This window comes from Bradyrhizobium sp. 197 (assembly GCF_023073375.1).
In the GTDB taxonomy this organism is placed as follows: Bacteria; Pseudomonadota; Alphaproteobacteria; order Rhizobiales; family Xanthobacteraceae; genus Bradyrhizobium.
In genome coordinates this window covers 127,565-146,564 of record NZ_JADPJJ010000191.1, presented here as the reverse complement: position 1 = coordinate 146,564, position 19,000 = coordinate 127,565, and the positions used below count along the sequence as shown (strand labels likewise).

At 64.7% G+C, this 19,000-nt stretch carries 15 protein-coding genes; 10 read left to right on the top strand and 5 right to left on the bottom strand.

Annotated elements, in window-relative coordinates; translation table 11 throughout:
• Nucleotides 1–112: 112 nt before the first annotated feature.
• From IVB27_RS42395 to IVB27_RS42385, 3 genes are all read left to right on the top strand, one after another.
• Nucleotides 113–277 carry a hypothetical protein gene (locus IVB27_RS42395; protein ID WP_247344290.1) on the top strand — a complete coding sequence of 55 codons (165 nt, stop codon included), beginning with the start codon at nt 113–115 and terminating at the stop codon, nt 275–277.
• A complete protein-coding gene (locus IVB27_RS42390) occupies nt 274–483 on the top strand; it encodes a hypothetical protein (RefSeq protein WP_247344293.1) in 210 nt (69 codons plus the stop codon). The genes IVB27_RS42395 and IVB27_RS42390 overlap by 4 nt, the downstream gene beginning before the upstream one ends.
• Nucleotides 484–585: 102 nt before the next feature.
• On the top strand, nt 586–1,521 hold the full coding sequence (locus IVB27_RS42385) for an AEC family transporter (protein ID WP_247448424.1): 936 nt from the start codon (nt 586–588) through the stop codon (nt 1,519–1,521).
• Between the two features lie 17 nt (nt 1,522–1,538).
• On the opposite strand, the gene IVB27_RS42380 is transcribed toward IVB27_RS42385, so the two are convergent.
• Complete coding sequence (locus tag IVB27_RS42380; protein ID WP_247344298.1) at nt 1,539–1,829, bottom strand: hypothetical protein; 291 nt, start codon at nt 1,827–1,829, stop codon at nt 1,539–1,541.
• A gap of 380 nt (nt 1,830–2,209) precedes the next feature.
• Between IVB27_RS42380 and IVB27_RS42375 the strand changes: the two genes are divergently transcribed.
• The 6 genes from IVB27_RS42375 (at nt 2,210) to IVB27_RS42350 (ending at nt 12,122) form a co-directional block, all read left to right on the top strand.
• On the top strand, nt 2,210–2,530 hold the full coding sequence (locus tag IVB27_RS42375) for a hypothetical protein (RefSeq protein ID WP_247344301.1): 321 nt from the start codon (nt 2,210–2,212) through the stop codon (nt 2,528–2,530).
• Nucleotides 2,531–2,753: 223 nt separating this feature from the next.
• Nucleotides 2,754–3,479 (top strand): outer membrane protein, encoded by a 726-nt coding sequence (locus tag IVB27_RS42370; protein WP_247448423.1) that lies wholly within the window; start codon nt 2,754–2,756, stop codon nt 3,477–3,479.
• Nucleotides 3,480–3,642: 163 nt separating this feature from the next.
• Nucleotides 3,643–5,802, top strand: a complete 2,160-nt coding sequence (locus IVB27_RS42365) for a methyl-accepting chemotaxis protein (protein ID WP_247448422.1) — start codon at nt 3,643–3,645, stop codon at nt 5,800–5,802.
• Nucleotides 5,803–5,930: 128 nt separating this feature from the next.
• Entirely contained in the window at nt 5,931–6,992 is a 1,062-nt protein-coding gene (locus tag IVB27_RS42360; protein ID WP_247344308.1) for an MBL fold metallo-hydrolase, read from the top strand.
• Between the two features lie 200 nt (nt 6,993–7,192).
• Entirely contained in the window at nt 7,193–8,422 is a 1,230-nt protein-coding gene (gene hemA, locus IVB27_RS42355) for a 5-aminolevulinate synthase (RefSeq protein ID WP_247448421.1), read from the top strand.
• A gap of 190 nt (nt 8,423–8,612) precedes the next feature.
• Complete coding sequence (locus tag IVB27_RS42350; RefSeq protein ID WP_247448420.1) at nt 8,613–12,122, top strand: PAS domain-containing hybrid sensor histidine kinase/response regulator; 3,510 nt, start codon at nt 8,613–8,615, stop codon at nt 12,120–12,122.
• Between the two features lie 10 nt (nt 12,123–12,132).
• Here the strand turns inward: IVB27_RS42350 and IVB27_RS42345 are convergent, their stop codons facing one another.
• From IVB27_RS42345 to IVB27_RS42335, 3 genes are all read right to left on the bottom strand, one after another.
• Nucleotides 12,133–12,636 (bottom strand): cytochrome P460 family protein, encoded by a 504-nt coding sequence (locus IVB27_RS42345; protein ID WP_247448480.1) that lies wholly within the window; start codon nt 12,634–12,636, stop codon nt 12,133–12,135.
• 119 nt (nt 12,637–12,755) lie between these two features.
• Nucleotides 12,756–13,787: an alpha/beta fold hydrolase gene (locus tag IVB27_RS42340; protein ID WP_247448419.1), complete on the bottom strand. Its 1,032-nt coding sequence runs from the start codon at nt 13,785–13,787 to the stop codon at nt 12,756–12,758.
• Between the two features lie 40 nt (nt 13,788–13,827).
• Nucleotides 13,828–14,247, bottom strand: a complete 420-nt coding sequence (locus IVB27_RS42335; RefSeq protein ID WP_247344319.1) for an organic hydroperoxide resistance protein — start codon at nt 14,245–14,247, stop codon at nt 13,828–13,830.
• A 197-nt stretch (nt 14,248–14,444) separates the two neighbouring features.
• Here IVB27_RS42335 and IVB27_RS42330 point away from each other — a divergent pair, with 197 nt between their 5' ends.
• A complete protein-coding gene (locus IVB27_RS42330) occupies nt 14,445–17,285 on the top strand; it encodes an ATP-binding protein (RefSeq protein WP_247448418.1) in 2,841 nt (946 codons plus the stop codon).
• Nucleotides 17,286–18,051: 766 nt separating this feature from the next.
• Here IVB27_RS42330 and IVB27_RS42325 read toward each other — a convergent pair.
• Nucleotides 18,052–18,723 carry a response regulator gene (locus IVB27_RS42325; RefSeq protein ID WP_247352380.1) on the bottom strand — a complete coding sequence of 224 codons (672 nt, stop codon included), beginning with the start codon at nt 18,721–18,723 and terminating at the stop codon, nt 18,052–18,054.
• Between the last annotated feature and the right edge of the window lie 277 nt (nt 18,724–19,000).

The window sequence follows — 19,000 nt, the reverse complement described above, 5'->3', positions numbered from 1 at the left end:
GTTATTGCTCCATCAGCGTTGCTCCGGCTTCAAAGCGGCAAGCGGCGTCCTACATGCATGACATGACACACGTCATCTAATGATGACGTACCGACCAAGTTTTGGAGCGATCATGGGCGAAGTCATTCAGTTTGTCTCGAAATCGGAGCGCGAGCGAGAGCGCCTCATTCGAGAAGCACGCGCGATCTACGACAGCATCTTCCCGCCGGCTGATCCGGTCAGCGACCAGTCGAGCGGAGGTACTGCGCGTCGCAGCGACGGAGGCAATTTCGCGTGATCAAGATCATCGCCGTGCTCTGCAACCTCGCCTCTCCGGCGAATTGTCATGAGCAAACCGTCACCACGTCCGATTTCGCCGAGGTCTCGATGCAGTCCTGCCTGATGGGCGCACCGCAGCTCGCCGAATGGATGAACCAGCATCCGGCCGAGCGCCTCGCCGGATGGCGCTGCGTGATCGGCCAACAGGGCCGCAGGGGCGCCTGAGATCGCAGGGACCGGATCGAACGCCGCGGTCCGGTTGAACCGTGACGGCGGCGCATCTCCAAGCTAGGATGGGATTTATCTGCCTGGCCAAGGGGAAGCCGGATGGAGGTCGCCAGCCTCGTTCTTCCTGTTTTCGCGATCATCGTCACCGGCTGGCTCGCCGGAGAGCTCGGCTATCTCTCCCGCTCGCTTGCCGATGCCCTGGTACATTTCGCCTACAACGTCGCGATGCCGGCGCTACTGATCGTGACGATCGCCCAGGAGCCGGCACGCAATCTGCTGGAATGGCGCTTCCTGCTCGCGTTCGGCGGCGGGTCCCTGATCTGCTTTGCGCTGGTGTTCCTGGTGGTCCGCACGGGTGGCAAGCGCGATCTCGCCAGCAGCACCATCCATGGCATGGCCGCGGCGATGACCAATACCGGCTTCGTAGCCCTGCCGATCCTGCACGCGATCTACGGCCAGCCCGCCGTCCTGCCCGCGGCGGTGGCGACGGTGTTCGTGGCTGGCGTGATGTTTCCGCTCACCGTCGTCCTGCTGGAGAGGGACGCGCGCGGGCCGGCACATTCCGCCGGACTGGTGAAGCAGATCCTGCTCAATCCGATGGTCCTGTCGACCCTCATTGGTCTCGCATGGGCGATCACCGGCTTGCCAATTCCAGCGCCGGCCATCGCCTATCTGAACATGATTGCCGCCGCGCTCACGCCCTGCGCGCTGTTTGCCATCGGACTAGGTCTGTCGGTCGAGGGACTGCGGTCGAACCTGAAGGCATCGTTCGCGCTCGCCGCCGTGAAACTGCTGGTGATGCCGCTGATCGTCTACGGACTCTGTGTGGTTTTGAGCCTCAGCCCGCTCGACACGGTCGCCGCCGTCATCTGCGCGGCAGTACCGACGGCGAAGACCGTGTATGTGCTGGCGCACGAACACAAGGTCGAGGAAAAGCTGGTCGCTGCCACGGTCTCGGTCACGACGATGCTGTCGGTCGCGACATTGCTGGTCGCGCTCTATCTTCTCTCTGGCCTCGCGACCGGCACACGGTGACCGGTATTGGACGTTCCCTATCTGAGGGGCGGGTTGGTGTTGTTCCAGGTCGGGACCGTGTTGGTGACGCCGACCGATGGCGTATTATACGTGCCGATTGACGGCGCCGTGACCGTCCCGACCGACTGCCCGGTCGACCCATAGGTCCTGGGCTGTGCCGCCGGCGATCCGGCGCTCCCATAGGTCGGAGCCACCACGCCGGTACTGTAAGATCGGCTCGAGCGGTGCTTTTTGGCTTCAGCCGCAAGCGGCGCGGCAAGCAGCCCGATCGCGACGAGTGCCGCAAGGGCGGGTTTGATGCTTGTCATGGCTGATCCCTTCATACGCTGCCGGCCCCTTGTGCCATTTGTTCACTCAATGGACGATTTCCATAGGCTCCCGTTCATAACTCCGTGCGCGGGCGAAGGTGCCGGAGCGCGACTGCCGTTTCCGCTCAGATCAATGCCGAACGTCCTGCGCAAGCTCGCTCCAGTCCAGGCATGGACGGCAGGAGATTCGCCTGCTAGCGGATTTCGGTGCCAGCACCGCGCCGAACGCGAAGAGGAAGAGGAAGTGCAATGTCTATTGCACGCCGGATCCCCGCTGGCGAGGTCACATGGATGACATCAGGGGCGGACTGCCTCGCCTTCGGATGGACCCGAATCAGCGCTAGTGCATTGACCTCAACGACTTCGCGCATTGAGGTGACATGACCGGCCCCGAACTGAAGCAACTCCGCAACGACCTCTCCGAGGCGCTTGAGCGCAAGCTCACCGCGGCCGACATGGCCCGGCTTTGCGGATTGCCGGAGCAGGGCGGCGTCGACACCATCCGACGCTGGGAGGTGAGCGGCCCGACACCATCGGCAACCAAGGTGCTGCGCGTGCTCGCGATGGCGAGCGAGCGCCATCCGATTCTGGAGAAGTTCGACGTCTTCGATCGCCATGACGTGCGCGAGCAAGACCGGCCCGCAAAGCGCGCTGCATTCCGCGAACAGATGCGCGATGAGGCACGGCGCCGTCTTGGTTAATGAGACACGCGCGCAAGGTACCGGAACAGCGCTGGATTAAGTCTTCCTTCACCACTTCTTAAGCCGGCATTAAGCACGAAAATCATTTACAGGCCAATAAGTTAGGTTGGCTGCCGCTGTGCCATGCATGTGACAGCATTTTCGTCAAAAGCGAGCTATCTGCAAAACCAACGACGGCGCGGAAAGCGCGCCTGCCGGGGACCAAAGTGTTGGAGTTTGGACTATGAAGAAGATTCTGTTTGCGACCGTTGCGCTGCTCATGGTGGGCGCTGCTGCGCCGGCGATCGGTGCCGATCTCGGTAACCGCAATTATTACAAGACGCCCGCGCCGGCCTATGCCGCGCCGATTTACAACTGGACCGGTTTCTACATCGGTGCGCATCTCGGTGGCGCATTCTCCAGCGACAATAATTTCAACGGCCTCTCCACCGGCAACAACGGCAATGGCCGCTTCCTCGGCGGCGTGCAGGCCGGTGCGGACTGGCAGTTCCACCCGAATTTCCTGGTCGGTGTCGAAGGCCAGTATTCCTGGCTCTCCGGTAGCGTCGGCGCGGTGTTCCCGGGCGGCGTCGCCTACACCAACGACCAGCGCGGCCTCGGCTCGATCACCGGCCGCGTCGGCTACACCTGGGGTCCGGGCCTCCTCTACGTGAAGGGCGGCTACGCCTACTCCGACAACAACGAGAAGGTCACTGTTGGCGGCGTGCCGGCCGCCTTCGTCATCGCTGGCGATCACCGCAACGGCTACACCGTCGGCGCCGGCCTCGAATACATGTTCGCCCCGAACTGGTCGGCCAAGGCCGAGTACCAGTACTACAATTTCGGCGACGCGCACTTCATCGGAGGTCCGCTGGCGGGCTCCGGCAACTTCACCACCGACGACCACACCATCAAGGCGGGCGTCAATTACCGCTTCAACTGGGCCAACTCGGCGGTCGCGCGCTACTGAACGGTTACCAAGACCTTATCATGATGAAGGGCCGGCATCGTTGCCGGCCCTTCTTTTTTCGCTGTGCGGAACGCGCGCAACCAATTGAGCAACTTGCGAATTTTTAACCCGCTCCAAGGATACTCCGCGGCGAAAACATAAGATCGTGGGTGGGGGAATTTCGATGGCGATCCGTCTTGGTGGCATTCTTGGCCCTGTCCTTGGCCGTTTCAAGCCTCGCTTCAAGATGCCGAAATGGGGCGTGCGCGGCAGCCTGTTCACGGCCTTCGCAGTGATCGCAGGCATGGGCCTCCTGATCGCCGCAGGCGCCGGCTTCGTCTTCAACCATCTCGGCAGCACCATGATGGACCTGAGCGGCCGCGACATTCCGCGCCTCTCCGCGAGCCTTCAACTCGCATCGCAAAGCGCAACGCTCGCGGCGCAAGGGCCCGGCCTCCTGGCATCGCCGTCCGACGAGGCGCTGAACGAACGCACCAAGAAGGTGCAGGAGATTCAGCAGCTCGCCATGGCCAAGCTTGGCGAGATCATCGAGCTCGGCGCCGACAAGCAGATCGCGACCGCACTGCGCGACACCGCCAAGAGCATCGACGAGGCGACCCAGAGCCTGGTGTCGGCCGCGCGCGAGCGGCTCGATACCGGTGCGCTGCACGACAAGCAGTATGAAGCGCTGCGCAAGGCGCAGCTCACCTTCGTCGGTGCGGCCGGTCCTGCCATGCTGGATGCGCAAACGCGCCTGAACGCGATTCTCGGCGCGGCGGAAGTTTCCGCCGATGATGCCACCGAAGCCGCCCGCACCGTCTCCCAGGTCGCGACCATCTCCGCCAACGGGAATCTGATGGCCGCCGACATGATGGCGGCGCTGTCGGCCAACAACAGCGACACGCTGGAGGCGATCGAGAAGGAGTTCAAGGCGACGCGCGACCGCGTCAAGTCGAACCTCGAGGACCTGCCGAACATGACCTCGATGCAGGCGGTGCGCGACACCGTACAAAAGCTGTTCGCCTTCGGCGAGGGCAAGACCGGCGTGTTCAAGATCCGCCAGAAAGAGCTCGACGCCATCGACTACGGCCAGACCATTCTGGACGAGACCCGCAAGCTCAATGTCGGCCTCGGCATCAGCGTGCAGCAGCTCGTCGAGGGCGTGCAGAAGGAGACCAACGCGTCGACCTTCCAGGCGCGGCAGGAGATCTCGCTGGCGACGACCGCGATGCTGGCACTCGGCGCGCTGATGCTGGTCGGCTCGGCGTTGTTCGTCTGGCTCTATGTCGGCCGCAACATCCTGCGCCGGATCACAGGCCTCCAGCACGCCATGCAGCTGCTCTCGGCCGGCGATCTCGACACCGAGATCGCGCGCGCGAAGCAGAATGACGAGATCGGCACGATGACGGATACGCTTCAGGTGTTCCGCGACAGCATGATCGAAGCCCGGACCCTCGCCGGCGAGCAGGACAAGGATCGGCTCGCCAAGGCCGAGCGCGCCGAGCGCATGGAGGCGAAGATCGCCGAGTTCGAGGGCACGGTGCGCTCCGCGCTCGACAATCTCGCGCAGTCGGCCAATTCGATGCAGACGACCGCGCAGAGCATGTCGAACACCGCCGACCAGTCCAACGCGCTGGTGAACGCAGTGGCGTCGGCCGCGGAGGAAACCTCGGTCAACGTGCAGACCGTGTCATCAGGCACCGAACAGCTGTCGTCCTCGATCCAGGAGATCAGCAAGCAGGTGATCACCTCCGCCGAGATCGCCAGGAAGGCCGTCGACGAAGCCGGTTCGACGGACGCCACAGTGCAGAGCCTTGCCGACAGCGCGAGCCGCATCAACGTCGTGGTCGATTTGATCCAGACCATCGCCTCGCAGACCAATCTGCTCGCCCTCAACGCCACCATCGAGGCCGCGCGCGCGGGCGAGGCCGGCCGCGGCTTCGCGGTGGTCGCCTCCGAGGTGAAGAGCCTCGCGAGCCAGACTGCCAAGGCAACGGAAGAGATCCGCACCCAGATCGCCAGCATGCAGCAGGTCACCACCTCGGCAGTCGGCGCGATCCAGGGCATCGGCCGGATCATCGGAGAGATCAACGACGTCACCACGACGATCGCCGCCGCGGTCGAGGAGCAGGGCGCGGCGACGCGCGAGATCGCCCGCAACATCCAGCATGCGGCCGGCGGCACCAGCGAGGTCTCCAGCAACATCGTCGGCGTCTCCACGGCTTCGGCGGAAGCCGGCGCAGCGGCGAACGAAGTGCTGGGCGCCTCCGACGCGCTCCGCCGCGAAGCCGACATGCTGCGCGGAGAGATCGACGCGTTCCTCAACAACATACGGGCGGCGTAAGCCGCCGCCGGCCTGTCGTGGCTCCATCCGGGTCACGGAAAAACCCTTGCGGTATGACGGCCATGCGACGGCCGCCGCGCGGCTTTTTTCGGCTGGCGCGCCGCAGCCAGTGGGTTTAAGCCGGTAGAATGAACGCAAAAACCGACACCGTGCAGTCCTCCGCCGAGGCCCTGCGCTATCCATGGGAACAGCATCCCGGCCCCGAAGAGGTCGTCGAGGTGAAGCCGGGCGTATTGTGGGCGCGGCTGAAACTGCCGTTCCGCCTCAACCACGTGAACATCTACCTGCTCGCCGACGGCGACGGCTATGCCATCGTCGACACCGGCTTCGGCAACGAGGAGACGATCGAGGCCTGGACCAAGCTGTTCGACGGGCCGCTGAAGGGCGTCAACATCACGCGCCTGATCGTGACCCATTCCCATCCCGATCATGTCGGTCTGGCCGGGTGGATCGTCGAGCGATTCAACTGCCCGCTGGTGATGTCGCAGGTCGAATATCTGCAATCGGTCTATCACCAGAACCGCGGCACGGAGGAGCGGCAGCAGGCGCAACGGCTGTTCTTCCGCCGCCACGGCATGGACGAGTCGCTCACCGAAAAGCTGCTCGGTCGCGGCCAGGATTATCTCAAGCGCGTCTCGGTGCTGCCGCCGTCCTACCGCCGCATCTCGCATGGCGACGACGTCGTGATCGGCACGCGCCGGTTCAAGGTGATCACCGGCGGCGGTCACGCGCTCGACCAGGTGATGCTGTATTGCGCCGACGACAAGCTGTTCCTTTCGGCCGACCAGGTGTTGAGCAAGATCTCGCCGAACGTCAGCGTGTGGGCGGTCGAACCCGACCAGAACTCGCTCGGCGAATATCTGGCCTCGCTCGCCAGCCTCACCACGACGCTGCCCTATGATGTGCTGGTGCTGCCGGGCCATGGCGTTCCGTTCTACGGGCTTAAGCCCCGCATCAAGCAGCTGGCCGATCACCACGAGGAGCGCTGCCGCCTGATCGCGGAAGCCTGCCGCGAGGTGCCGCAGACCTCGCGCGCCTTGGTGCCCGTCGTGTTCAACAAGCACGTGCTCGACGAACACCAGATGGGTTTTGCCGCCGGCGAGTTGGTCGCCCATGTCAACTACATGATCGTCGAGGGCCGGCTGACGGCGGAGACGAAAGACGGCGTGCTTCAATTCAGAACGAGTTGAGCGCTGACTTCAATTCAACTGATGGTGCAGGGCAACATTGCATCTCGCGCGAACTTGATCGGATCAAGTTTCAAATCGCACGATAGGGCATTTTGCCCAAATGCCCCGCAGGTGCAAATGTGGGATAGCGCATAGACATTAGAGCTGGAATAACTCTAAGAAGATGCAGCCCTTTGGTCAGTTCCGTTGCAGGTTTGACGATGGATTACAGCCAGTTTTTCAATTCCGCCCTTGATCGCCTCCACACTGAGCGGCGCTACCGCGTGTTCGCCGATCTCGAGCGCATCGCCGGCCGGTTCCCGCATGCGCTCTGGCACTCGCCCAAGGGCAAGCGCGACGTCGTGATCTGGTGCTCCAACGATTATCTCGGCATGGGCCAGCACCCGAAGGTGGTCGGCGCGATGGTCGAGACCGCGACGCGCGTCGGCACCGGCGCCGGCGGCACCCGCAACATCGCCGGCACGCATCATCCGCTGGTGCAGCTCGAGGCCGAGCTCGCCGATCTCCATGGCAAGGACGCCTCGCTGCTCTTCACGTCCGGCTACGTCTCGAACCAGACCGGCATCGCGACCATCGCGAAGCTCATTCCGAACTGTCTCATTCTGTCGGACGAGCTCAACCACAATTCGATGATCGAGGGCATCCGCCAGTCCGGCTGCGAGCGGGTCGTGTTCCGCCACAACGATCTCGCCGATCTCGAAGCGCTGTTGAAGGCTGCGGGCCCGAGCCGGCCCAAGCTGATCGCCTGCGAGAGCCTTTATTCGATGGACGGCGACATCGCTCCGCTGGCAAAAATCTGCGATCTCGCCGAGAAGTACGGCGCGATGACCTATGTCGACGAAGTCCACGCCGTCGGCATGTACGGCCCGCGCGGCGGCGGCATCGCCGAGCGCGACGGCGTGATGCATCGCATCGACATTCTCGAAGGCACGCTCGCCAAGGCGTTCGGCTGCCTCGGCGGTTACATCGCCGCCAACGGACAGATCATCGACGCCGTGCGCTCTTATGCGCCGGGCTTCATCTTCACCACCGCGCTGCCGCCAGCGATCTGCTCGGCCGCCACCGCTGCGATCAAGCATCTGAAGACGTCGAACTGGGAGCGCGAGCGCCACCAGGACCGCGCCGCCCGGGTCAAGGCGATCCTCAACGCCGCCGGCCTGCCTGTGATGTCGAGCGACACCCACATCGTGCCGCTGTTCATCGGCGATGCCGAGAAGTGCAAGCAGGCTTCCGACCTCTTGCTGGAACAGCACGGCATCTACATCCAGCCGATCAACTATCCGACGGTCGCCAAGGGCACCGAGCGCCTGCGCATCACGCCCTCGCCCTATCACGACGACGGCCTGGTGGATCAGCTCGCCGAAGCCCTGCTGCAGGTATGGGACCGCCTCGGTCTGCCGCTGCGCGAGAAGTCGCTGGCGGCGGAGTAGGCGTTTTCCGTCGTCCTGACGGAAGCCAGGACGACATTGGGGCTGATGGCCTGCCGCGCACCTTAACGACAACCCGAGTTCCCGGGCCCGCACGGCATTTGGCTGTCGCCTGCCGCCGCCCAACGCGCTAGATTTGCAGGGAAAATGAGATCGGGCGCTGCCAGCGCGCCCAGGGAGAAGCACGCTCGCCATGCTGCACGACTGGGGCGTGATCGCCGCCGCCTTCGGCTATATCGGCTTTCTGTTCCTGGTGGCGAGCCATGGCGACCGCCGCTCGCCGGCCGGGCGCGGCCGCGCCTCCGGGCTGATTTATCCGCTGTCGCTGGCGATCTACTGCACCTCCTGGACCTTCTTCGGCTCGGTCGGCTTCGCCACCCGCACGTCCACCGACTTCCTCGCGATCTATGTCGGCCCGATCCTGATGATCGGGCTCGGAGCCGGCGTACTCCGCCGCGTGATCCAGCTCGCGAAAGCCCACAACATCACCTCGATCGCCGACTTCATCGGCGCGCGCTATGGCAAGAGCCAGGCGGTGGCGGCGACCGTCGCGCTGATCGCGATCATCGGCTCGGTGCCCTATATCGCGCTCCAGCTCAAGGCGGTCGCCTCCTCGCTCGAAACCATCCTGGGCGAAGACCAGGCCTTCTCTCACATCCCCATCGTCGGCGACATGGCGCTGATGGTGACGCTGGCGATGGCGGCCTTCGCGGTGCTGTTCGGCACGCGGCAGACCGACGCCACCGAGCATCAGCACGGCCTGATGCTGGCGGTCGCAACCGAATCCATCATCAAGCTGGTCGCCTTCCTCACCGCCGGCATCTTCGTCACGTTCTGGATGTTCTCGCCGCACGAACTGATCGAGCGCGCCATGAAGACCCCGGAGGCGGTGCGCGCCATCAACTATTCGCCGTCGATCGGCAACTTCCTGACCATGACGCTGCTGTCGCTGTGCGCGATCATGCTGCTGCCGCGCCAGTTCCACGTCAGCGTGGTGGAAAATTCCTCGGATGCCGAGGTCGGCCGCGCGCGCTGGCTGTTTCCGCTCTACCTCGTCGCCATCAATCTGTTCGTGATCCCGATCGCGCTCGCCGGCCTCATCAGCTTCCCGTTCGGCACCGCCGATCCTGACATGTACGTGCTGGCGCTGCCGATGGAAGGCGGCGCGAATCTGCTCAGCGTCGCCGTCTTCGTCGGCGGCCTGTCGGCGGCGACCGCGATGGTGATCGTCGAATGCGTCGCGCTCTCCATCATGGTCTCGAACGACCTCGTGATGCCGCTGGTGCTGCAACGACGGCCGGAAGGACGCACCGGCGGCGCCGATTTCAGCGACTTCCTGTTGCGCTCGCGCCGGCTCGCGATCTTCGCCATCATGGTGATGGCCTACTTCTACTACCGCGCGCTCGGCAACACCCAGCTCGCGGCAATCGGCCTGCTGTCTTTTGCCGCCATCGCCCAGCTTGCACCAAGCTTCTTCGGCGGGCTGCTGTGGCGGCGCGCGACCGCGCGCGGCGCCATCGGCGGCATGCTGGTCGGATTCGCGGTGTGGCTCTACACGCTGTTCATCCCGAGCTTCATGGATTCCTCGACTTCGGGCATCCTGCTGCTCCAGCACGGACCGTTCGGGATCGAGGCGCTGCGGCCGCAGGCGCTGTTCGGCGCCGACCTGCCGCCACTGATGCACGGCGTCATCTGGTCGCTGTCGCTCAACATCCTCACCTATGTGCTGCTGTCGCTGGCGCGCCGGCCGTCTTCGATCGAGCTGGTGCAGGCCGATCTGTTCGTGCCCAACACGCTGGCGCCGATCTCGCCGAACTTCCGCCGCTGGCGCACCACGGTCACGGTGCAGGACATCCAGACCACGGTGGCGCAATATCTCGGGCCGGACCGCGCGCGGCATTCGTTCGAGGCATTCTCCGCGCGGCGCAATGTCCGGCTGGAGCACGGGGCACCCGCCGATTTCGAGCTGTTGCAGCACGCCGAGCACCTGATCGCCTCCTCGATCGGAGCAGCCTCCTCGCGGCTCGTGATGTCGCTGCTGCTGCGCAAGCGGACGGTCTCCGCCAAGGCTGCGCTCAAGCTGCTCGACGATTCCCATGCGGCGCTGCATTTCAACCGCGAGATCCTCCAGACCGCGCTCAACCATGTGCGCCAGGGCATCGCGGTGTTCGATGCCGATCTGCAATTGATCTGTTCCAACCGGCAGTTCGGCGATCTCCTCAACGTTCCCCCGCATTTCATCCAGTTCGGCACGCCGTTGCGTGAAATCCTCGAATTCATGGGCGTGAGCGAGCCGAACGATCCGGTCGAGCGCGAGGCCATGCTGGAACGCCGGCTCGCAGCTTACACCACCGACGGCGAGCCTTATCTGGAGCGCCTGCCCGATCGCCACATGGTGATCGAGATTTTGACCAACCGCATGCCCGGCGGCGGCTTCGTCATCACCTTCACCGACGTCACCCCCACCTTCGAGGCGGCCGCAGCGCTGGAGCGCGCCAATGCGACGCTGGAAAAGCGGGTGCGCGACCGTACCGAGGAGCTGACCCGGCTGAATTCCGAGCTGGCTCAGGCCAAGAGCGCGGCCGAAGACGCCAGCATCTCCAAGACGCGGTTCCTTGCCGCCGCCAGCCACGACATTCTCCAACCGCTGAACGCGGCGCGGCTCTATGTCACGAGCCTGGTCGAGCGCCAGCACAGCGGCGAGGAGACGCGGCTGGTCGAGAACATCGACGAATCGCTGCAGGCGATCGAGGAGATCCTCGGCGCGCTGCTCGACATCTCCCGGCTCGATGCCGGCGCGATGACGACCTCGATCTCGAGCTTCAAGATGGCCGATCTGATGCGTTCGCTGGAGATCGAATTTGCGCCGATCGCACGCGCCAAGAATTTGGAGCTCGCCTTCGTGCCCTGCTCGCTGCCGGTCGAGTCTGACCGCTTGCTGCTGCGGCGCCTGCTTCAGAACCTGATCTCCAACGCGATCAAATACACACCGCGCGGCCGCGTGCTGGTCGGCTGCCGCCGCCAAGGCCCCTCGCTCAATATCTGCGTCTACGACACCGGCGTCGGCATCCCGCCGGTCAAGCGCAGCGAGATCTTCAAGGAGTTCCACCGCCTCGAGCAAGGCGCGCGGATCGCGCGCGGCCTCGGGCTCGGGCTGTCGATCGTCGAGCGGTTGGCACGGGTGCTCAATCACGGCATCGCCATCGACTCCAATGTCGGCGGCGGTTCGGTGTTCTCCGTAACTGTGCCGACGGCGAAGGCGATCACCCACACCGCCGCAGTGACGAGCGCGACGCCGCTGGCGCGCGCGCCGATCTCGGGCGCGCTCATCGTCTGCATCGAGAACGACGCGGCGATCCTCGACGGCATGCGCACGCTGCTGAAGGCGTGGGACGCCGAGGTGATCGCGGTCGCCGATCCCGAAGGCGCGATCGCCGCGATCGAAAGTGCCGGCGGCCGCGTCACCGGCCTGCTGGTCGATTATCATCTCGACCGCGGCAACGGCATCGCCGCGATCCGCGACATCCGCCGCCGCTTCGGCGACGGCATCCCCGCAATCCTGATCACCGCCGACCGCAGCCCCGCCGTGCAAATGGCTGCGCGCGAGGAAAAGGTCGCGGTGCTCAACAAGCCGGTGAAGCCGGCATCGCTGCGCGCCCTGCTCGGCCAGTGGCGCACCCAGCAGATGGTCGCGGCGGAGTGACACGCCGCACTCACGGCGCGAGCCGCGTGAAGACGTAATCGCGGCTCCTGACGCGGGCTTCGTGGCAGGCAAAGCAGGTGCGATGCTGGGCCTCGTCGACCGGCTTGCCGTTGACGAAGCGGCCAAAACCCCAGCCGCCGGTCGAGGCATATTTTCTGGAATCCTTCACCATCACCTGGACGGTGGTGGGCTCTCCGGGAATGGTTGCGGACGAAAATTCGGACGACTGTTTCCGCTTCCAGGCGCGCTTGACCAGAATGGTGCCGTCCGGGAACGGAAGCTTGTTGTCTTGATAAGCATCGATCGCAGTCTTGTTGCCGACGATGGCACGCAGCTCGTCCAAGGGAGCCGCCTCCTCGGCCGGTGCGATCAGCTGCCACTGCTTGTAGCCGGGCGGGACAGTGATGCCGAAGATCGGCGAGGCATCCGCCGGTTCCTCCGCGAAAGCGATCGTGACCAGATACGGCACGCATGTCAGGACAACGACGAGGAGGAGCGCAGCCAGCACAATCATCGTTGTGTAGGACAGAAATTTGGTCTTTTCAGATTTCATCGTCATGACGCTTTATCAAGCTGGGATCCCGTGTGAGGCCTCGGCCCAGCCACGCTGGACCGAAGTGTCGAGCAAAATCCTCAGGCGCCGCCGTCGGCATCGATGACGGCCTTGGCAAAGGCTTGTGGAGCTTCCTGCGGCAGATTGTGGCCGATGCCGCCGGTGATCAGACGATAGTCGTACCGACCGGAGAATCTCTTGGCATAGGCGCTCGCGTCGGGATGCGGCGCGCCGTTGGCATCGCCTTCCATTGTGATCGTCGGCACATCAATGACGGGAGCCGCCGCGATCTTCTTTTCGAGTTGCTCGTATTTCGCTTCGCCCTGGGCGAGCCCGAGCCGCCAGCGGTAATTGTGGATCGTGATCGCGACATGATCCTTGTTGTCCAGCGCCGCCGCGCTGCGGGCGAAGGTGGCGTCGTCGAACTTCCACTGCGGCGAAGCGAGCTTCCAGATCAGTTTTGCGAAATCATGCGTGTACTTCTCGTATCCGGCGCGGCCGCGCTCGGTCGCGAAATAGAACTGGTACCACCATTGCAGCTCGGCCGACGGCGGCAGCGGCGCGTTGCCCGCGGCCTGGCTGGAGATCAGATAGCCGCTGACCGACACCAGCGCGCGGCAACGCTCCGGCCACAGCGCGGCGATGATATCGGCGGTGCGCGCGCCCCAGTCGAAACCGGCGACGACCGCCTTCTTGATGTCGAGCTTGTCCATCAGCGCAATGATGTCGACGGCCATGGCGGCGGGCTCGCCATTGCGGGGCGTCTCGCCAGAGAGGAAGTGCGTCGAGCCGTAACCGCGCAGATAAGGGATGATGACGCGATAGCCGGCCTTTGCCAGGATCGGCGCGACATCGACGAAGGCGTGAATGTCGTAAGGCCAGCCGTGCAGCAGGATCGCGACGGGACCGTTCGCAGGACCGGCCTCCGCGTAGCCGACGTTGAGGACGCCGGCATCGATCTGCTTGATCGCGCCGAACGACGCATTCGTCGCGGAGGAGCGCGGCGCTTCCGATTCGGCGCGGGCGAGGCCGATCACGCCAAGGCCGGCGGCGACGGTTCCCGCGGCGACGCCGAAAAACTGGCGCCGGTGCTGGTCAATGATCTGTTTCATGATGTTGCTACCTTGTTGATGGTTGGTTGGTGTTGGTGCGTCAGATCAGCGCGACCGTGACGTCGATGTTGCCGCGAACGGCCTTGGAATAGGGGCAGGTCTGGTGCGCCTCATCGATGAGGCCGCGCGCGATCTCGCGATCGAGACCGGGAAGGCTGACATCGAGGCGTGCCCTGAGCGAATAGGCGCCCTCCTCCAGCACGAGGTCGATCTCCGCGTCGATCGCGCATTTCCTTGGAAGCTGGATCTTCCGCTTGCGGGCCGCGATCTCCATCGCGCCCTCGAAGCAGGCCGACCAGCCGGCCGCGAACAATTGCTCGGGATTGGTGCCGCTGCCCGCGCCGCCCGGCGGCGACAGCTTGACGTCCAGGCGGCCGTCGGAACTGCGCGACATGCCGTCCTGTCGCCCGCCGCTGGTGTGGGTCCGGGCCGTGTAGAGCAATTTTGCCGCTTGGGTCATCGAGGTCTCCTTGCCGTCGCACAACTGACTAGCAGCGGCGGCCTCAGGACACCCGTTTGGACTTGTGAGAAGTTGTGAGGTCTCGGCTCGCACCCCTCGCAAGGCCTGCATCCGCGGTCTGATGCCGATGCAGGGACGGCCTTGCCGGATCGCGATCATCTGGCTATCCGGTTCATTCGAAGGATCAGGATTCCGCCATGACCGAGCCGGCCGGCACCGCAACGGGAACCCTGTCGTTTGGACCATTCACCGTGACGCCGCATGAAAGACTCGTGATGCGCGATGGCGTCGCGCTGCCGCTCGGTGCAAAGGCCTTCGACACGCTGATCGCGCTGATGTCGCGGCCGAACGAGGTCGTCAGCAAGTTTGATCTGATGGCGCTGGTGTGGCCCGGCATCACGGTCGAGGAAGCCAATCTGCGCTTTCACGTCGCGGCGCTTCGCAAGGTCCTTGGCGACGGCAAGGACGGCACCCGCTACATCGCCACACTCTCCGGCCGCGGCTATTGCTTCGTAGCGCCGATCTCGCGGGTGGAACTCCCGGCACAGCGGCGCGCCGCACGGCGAACGGAATTGCCGCCGGTCAAACTGCCGAACCGGCTGCAACGGATGGTCGGGCGCGACGATGAAGTCGCCGCCGTCTCCGACAGGCTGATCGGCTCGCGCTTCGTCACGATTGTCGGCCCGGGCGGCGTCGGCAAGACTGCCGTTGCGGTTGCGATCGCTCACGACCTGCTCGAAACATTCTCCGACGCCGCGCACTTTGTTGATCTTGCCGCACTGAGCGATCCCGATCTCGTGATCACCTCGATCCTGCTGATGCTCGGCCTGCCGGCGCAAACCGACGATCCCCTGCCCGCGCTGCTCGCCCATCTCCGGGACAAGCGGATGCTGCTGATCCTCGACAATTGCGAACACGTCGTCGCAGCCGCAGCGCCGCTGGCCGCCGAGATCTTCCACGCCGCACCGCATATCCATATCCTGGCGACGAGCCGCGAAGCGCTGCGCGTCGAGGGCGAGCAGGTCTATCGATTGGCCCCGCTTGCCGTTCCGCCCGACAATCCCGGACTGACGGCGGCCGCGGCGCAGACCTATCCCGCGCTTCAGCTCTTCCTCGAACGTGCCACGGCCGGCGGCGCGCAGATTGCGCTCGACGATGCCAACGCCGCAATCGTCGCCGGCATCTGCCGCAAGCTCGACGGCATGGCGCTGGCGATCGAACTCGCCGCCGGCCGGGTCGAAGCCTACGGCCTGGAGCAGACCGCGACGCTGCTCGACGAGCGCCTCAATCTGCTCTGGCAGGGCCAGCGCACGGCGCCGCCACGACAGAAGACATTGCAGGCGACGCTGGCCTGGAGCTATGGGCTCCTGTCCGACATCGAGCGCCTGGTGCTGCGCCGGCTCGCGGTCTTCGCCGGTCACTTCACCATCGACGCCGCACTGGAGATCGTGCCGGACCAACGGGTCGACCGCTCCCGCCTGTTCGACGCCATCGACGGCCTCGTGGCCAAGTCAATGGTCGCGCCGCGGCCGATCGGCGCCATGATGCGCTATCGTCTGCTCGACACGACGCGCGCCTATCTGCGCGATGTCGGGCCTGATGACGCATCGCTCGCCGCCCGCCACGCAACCTACTACCGGCGATGGCTGGAGCAGGCCGGTAGGACATGGGCCACGGTGCCGAGCGCCGACGAGCGCGCGATCCATTTCTCCGCGCTTCACAACGTCCGCGCCGCGCTGGACTGGTGTTTTGGCGTGAACGGCCATGCCGGCATCGGCGTTACACTCGCTGCTGCGGCGGCTCCCATCTTTCTCGCCATGTCGCTGCTGATCGAATGCCGGCGCTGGTCTGAACGGGCGCTGCTTGCAATCGATCCGTCCTCGCGTGGCAGTGCCGAGGAAATGCACATCCAGGCCGCGCTCGGACTGACCTTGATGTTCACGCGCGGCGGCAGCGAAGCGGCGCGTGCCGCCTTGAGCCGGAGCCTTGCGATCGCCGAGGCCCGCGGCGACGCGCCGAACCAGCTCCAGCTGCTCGGCCGCGTGCATATCTTCCACGAGCGGATGGGACAGTTCGACACCGCGCTCGGCTATGCGCAGCAAAGCCTCACGGTCGCCGAGACACTCGGCGAAGCCGCCTCGCTCGCCCTCGCCCATTCGCTGCTGGGTGTCTCCTTGCATCTGGCCGGCGAGCATCGCGACGCGTTGACCATGCTGAAGGCCGCTTGGCACGGGCCGGGCACGGAACGGATCAGCACCGTCTATGGCTTCGATCACCGCAACCGGGCCGGCATCTCGCTCGCGCGAGAGTTTTGGTTGCAGGGCCGCCCCGCCGATGCGTTGCAACTGGCCCGGCAGACGGTCATCGAAGCCGCGCAGATGGACCATCCGATCACGCTCTGCATCGCGTTGATCTGGGCGGTCTCGATTGATCTCTGGAGCGGAGATCTCGATGGCGCGGAAGAGAACATCGACCGCTTCATCGCCCATGCCGAATCGCGCTCGATGGGCCCTTATGTTGCGGTCGGCCGCGGCGTCAAAGGCGAGCTGGCGATCCGGCGCGGCGACGCAGCTAGCGGCGTCGAGACGATCGAGGCGTGCCTGCGCGAGCTCCACGGTGCCGGCTACGAGCTGCTCACCACGACGTTCAACATCGCGCTTGTGAACGGTCTTCTGGCGCTCGAGCAAGTCGAACAAGGTGCGCGCCTGCTCGACGATGCGATCAGCCTCGTCGATCAGAGCGGCGATCATCTGTACATGCCCGAGCTGCTGCGCATGAAGGGCAGGGTTCTCCTGGCCCGCCCGCAGCCCGCTGCCGATCAGGCAGAAGCCCACTTCGTGCAATCACTGGAATTGAGTCGTCGCAAAGGCGCCAAAGCCTGGGAGCTGCGGGCCGCGATCGATCTTGCCGGATTCCTTGCCGAACGCGACCGGCGCGAGGAAGCGAAACGATTGCTTCAATCGGCGCTCGAAGGTTTTGTCGAGGGATCGGAGACTGCGGATATCAAAATAGCCAACGCTTTGCTGCAGACATTATAGGGCGCACCGCATCGTCATTGCGAGCAAGGGGCGGCATCGCCATCCTCCAATGCACATTGAACTCGCAGACACGCCTTCGAACTCGCAGACACGCCTTCGCGTCCTCGCGGCGCATTTCGCCCGAGCTTTGCTTCGTCGCTCCACCCTCTGGTCCAGGAGGGCGCAGGGAAGGCCGGGTGCCGGCTGGCACCCGCGGTCCGCTGCGCGAAAGGTAGCGCAAGGAAACCGCACAGCAGCATACAGGTGTAGCCAAATCACTCGGCCTTCCCTGCGCAGTGGCTTTACGGCTTATGCCGTGCTCTCCCGGGAGCCGAGTTCCTGTTGGCCTCCCTCGTCTTCACGAAAGTCGCGGACACCGCGCCGGTTGACGCGAATGCCGCATCCGCAAAAGGCTTGACCGTAGCAACGACGGCCAGGACCACACGGTTTTGCCGTACGCACGGCTCGCTTGTCGCCACCGGTTTCGACGACGTTGTGCACGTTGCCGCCGACCTGATGACGAGACGAACCTGACAGCGCCGCTCATCGCGCGCGAAACTCTCGGGCTCACGGAGAGCAATCCGCCCTGCCCGCACTTTCGCGCCCGACGCTGTCGCGTCCACCGCAAGCCCGGCTCTACGACCATCACGACACATGGTCGCCCCTCAAGGGTGAGCCGGGATGGACGACACATACGTCAAAACCGAATTTCGGTAAAGTGGAATATTTTCGCGCTGGCGGATTGACAGGGGGGCGACACAGACGCGGCCGCGCAGCTCGCTCAGGCTCACCCCGTCGGGGTGCCCTGCCTCCACTGGCCGCCGGCGATCTTCGCGGCGGCGATGACGGCTTGGGTGCGGCTTTCGACGCCGAGCTTTTGCAGGATGGCCGAGACGTGCGCCTTGATGGTGGCCTCGGAGACGCCGAGCTCATAGGCGATCTGCTTGTTGAGCAGCCCCTCCGACAGCATCATCAGGACCCGCACCTGTTGCGGCGTCAGCGTCACCAGACGGTCGCGCAGCTTCGTCATGTCCGGGTCGGCGGCGGCCGACAGGTCGGTGTCGGCGGGAACCCAGACGTCACCCTCCATCACCTTGAGGATGGCATCGCGCAGGGTCTCGACGCCGAACCGCTTCGGGATGAAACCCGAGGCGCCGAAATCGAGCGAGCGGCGGATCGTGGCGCTGTCGTCGGAGGCCGAGACAATGACCACCGGGATCGCCGGATATTGGGCGCGCAGATAAATCAGACCGGAAAAGCCGGAGATCCCGGGCATCGAGAGGTCGAGCAGGATCAGGTCGACGTCAGAGGCCTGTTCCAAAAGCTTGGTCAGATCCTCGAACGATCCGGCCTCGTCGATCCTGGCCGAGGTCAGGACGCCCGCCACCGCCTGCCGCAACGCGTCGCGGAACAGCGGATGGTCATCGGCAATGACGAGATGGGTGGAAGGAGCGTTCATCGTTCTCTTGCTGTCGTTCGCGCCGGGCGGCGAGTCAACGCCGCGGCACCCTAATTCTTCCCTGAGCGGCCGTGGCATGCAAGGGCGCATTATTCCTTTAAAGCAAAGGGGTTAATCCGGAGGCACGCGGCGGCCCGATATCCGCCGTCAGCTGCGCGTCAGTGCGAAAGGCCGAAAGTCGTATTGGGGCGGGTTTCACGCCAATGTTACCTTGAGGGCAAGACCTAGGTTGATCCGGCCCGCCCGGACACCTAGGGCGTGAGGAAACGATTTTCGG

Coding starts and splice junctions, on each gene's coding strand:
- IVB27_RS42395 (WP_247344290.1), top strand. CDS start 113: ATGGGCGAAGTCATTCAGTTTGTCTCGAAATCGGAGCGCGAGCGAGAG.
- IVB27_RS42350 (WP_247448420.1), top strand. CDS start 8,613: ATGCTGCACGACTGGGGCGTGATCGCCGCCGCCTTCGGCTATATCGGC.
- IVB27_RS42360 (WP_247344308.1), top strand. CDS start 5,931: ATGAACGCAAAAACCGACACCGTGCAGTCCTCCGCCGAGGCCCTGCGC.
- IVB27_RS42375 (WP_247344301.1), top strand. CDS start 2,210: ATGACCGGCCCCGAACTGAAGCAACTCCGCAACGACCTCTCCGAGGCG.
- hemA (WP_247448421.1), top strand. CDS start 7,193: ATGGATTACAGCCAGTTTTTCAATTCCGCCCTTGATCGCCTCCACACT.
- IVB27_RS42380 (WP_247344298.1), bottom strand. CDS start 1,829: ATGACAAGCATCAAACCCGCCCTTGCGGCACTCGTCGCGATCGGGCTG.
- IVB27_RS42335 (WP_247344319.1), bottom strand. CDS start 14,247: ATGACCCAAGCGGCAAAATTGCTCTACACGGCCCGGACCCACACCAGC.
- IVB27_RS42340 (WP_247448419.1), bottom strand. CDS start 13,787: ATGAAACAGATCATTGACCAGCACCGGCGCCAGTTTTTCGGCGTCGCC.
- IVB27_RS42370 (WP_247448423.1), top strand. CDS start 2,754: ATGAAGAAGATTCTGTTTGCGACCGTTGCGCTGCTCATGGTGGGCGCT.
- IVB27_RS42345 (WP_247448480.1), bottom strand. CDS start 12,636: ATGATTGTGCTGGCTGCGCTCCTCCTCGTCGTTGTCCTGACATGCGTG.
- IVB27_RS42365 (WP_247448422.1), top strand. CDS start 3,643: ATGGCGATCCGTCTTGGTGGCATTCTTGGCCCTGTCCTTGGCCGTTTC.
- IVB27_RS42325 (WP_247352380.1), bottom strand. CDS start 18,723: ATGAACGCTCCTTCCACCCATCTCGTCATTGCCGATGACCATCCGCTG.
- IVB27_RS42385 (WP_247448424.1), top strand. CDS start 586: ATGGAGGTCGCCAGCCTCGTTCTTCCTGTTTTCGCGATCATCGTCACC.
- IVB27_RS42330 (WP_247448418.1), top strand. CDS start 14,445: ATGACCGAGCCGGCCGGCACCGCAACGGGAACCCTGTCGTTTGGACCA.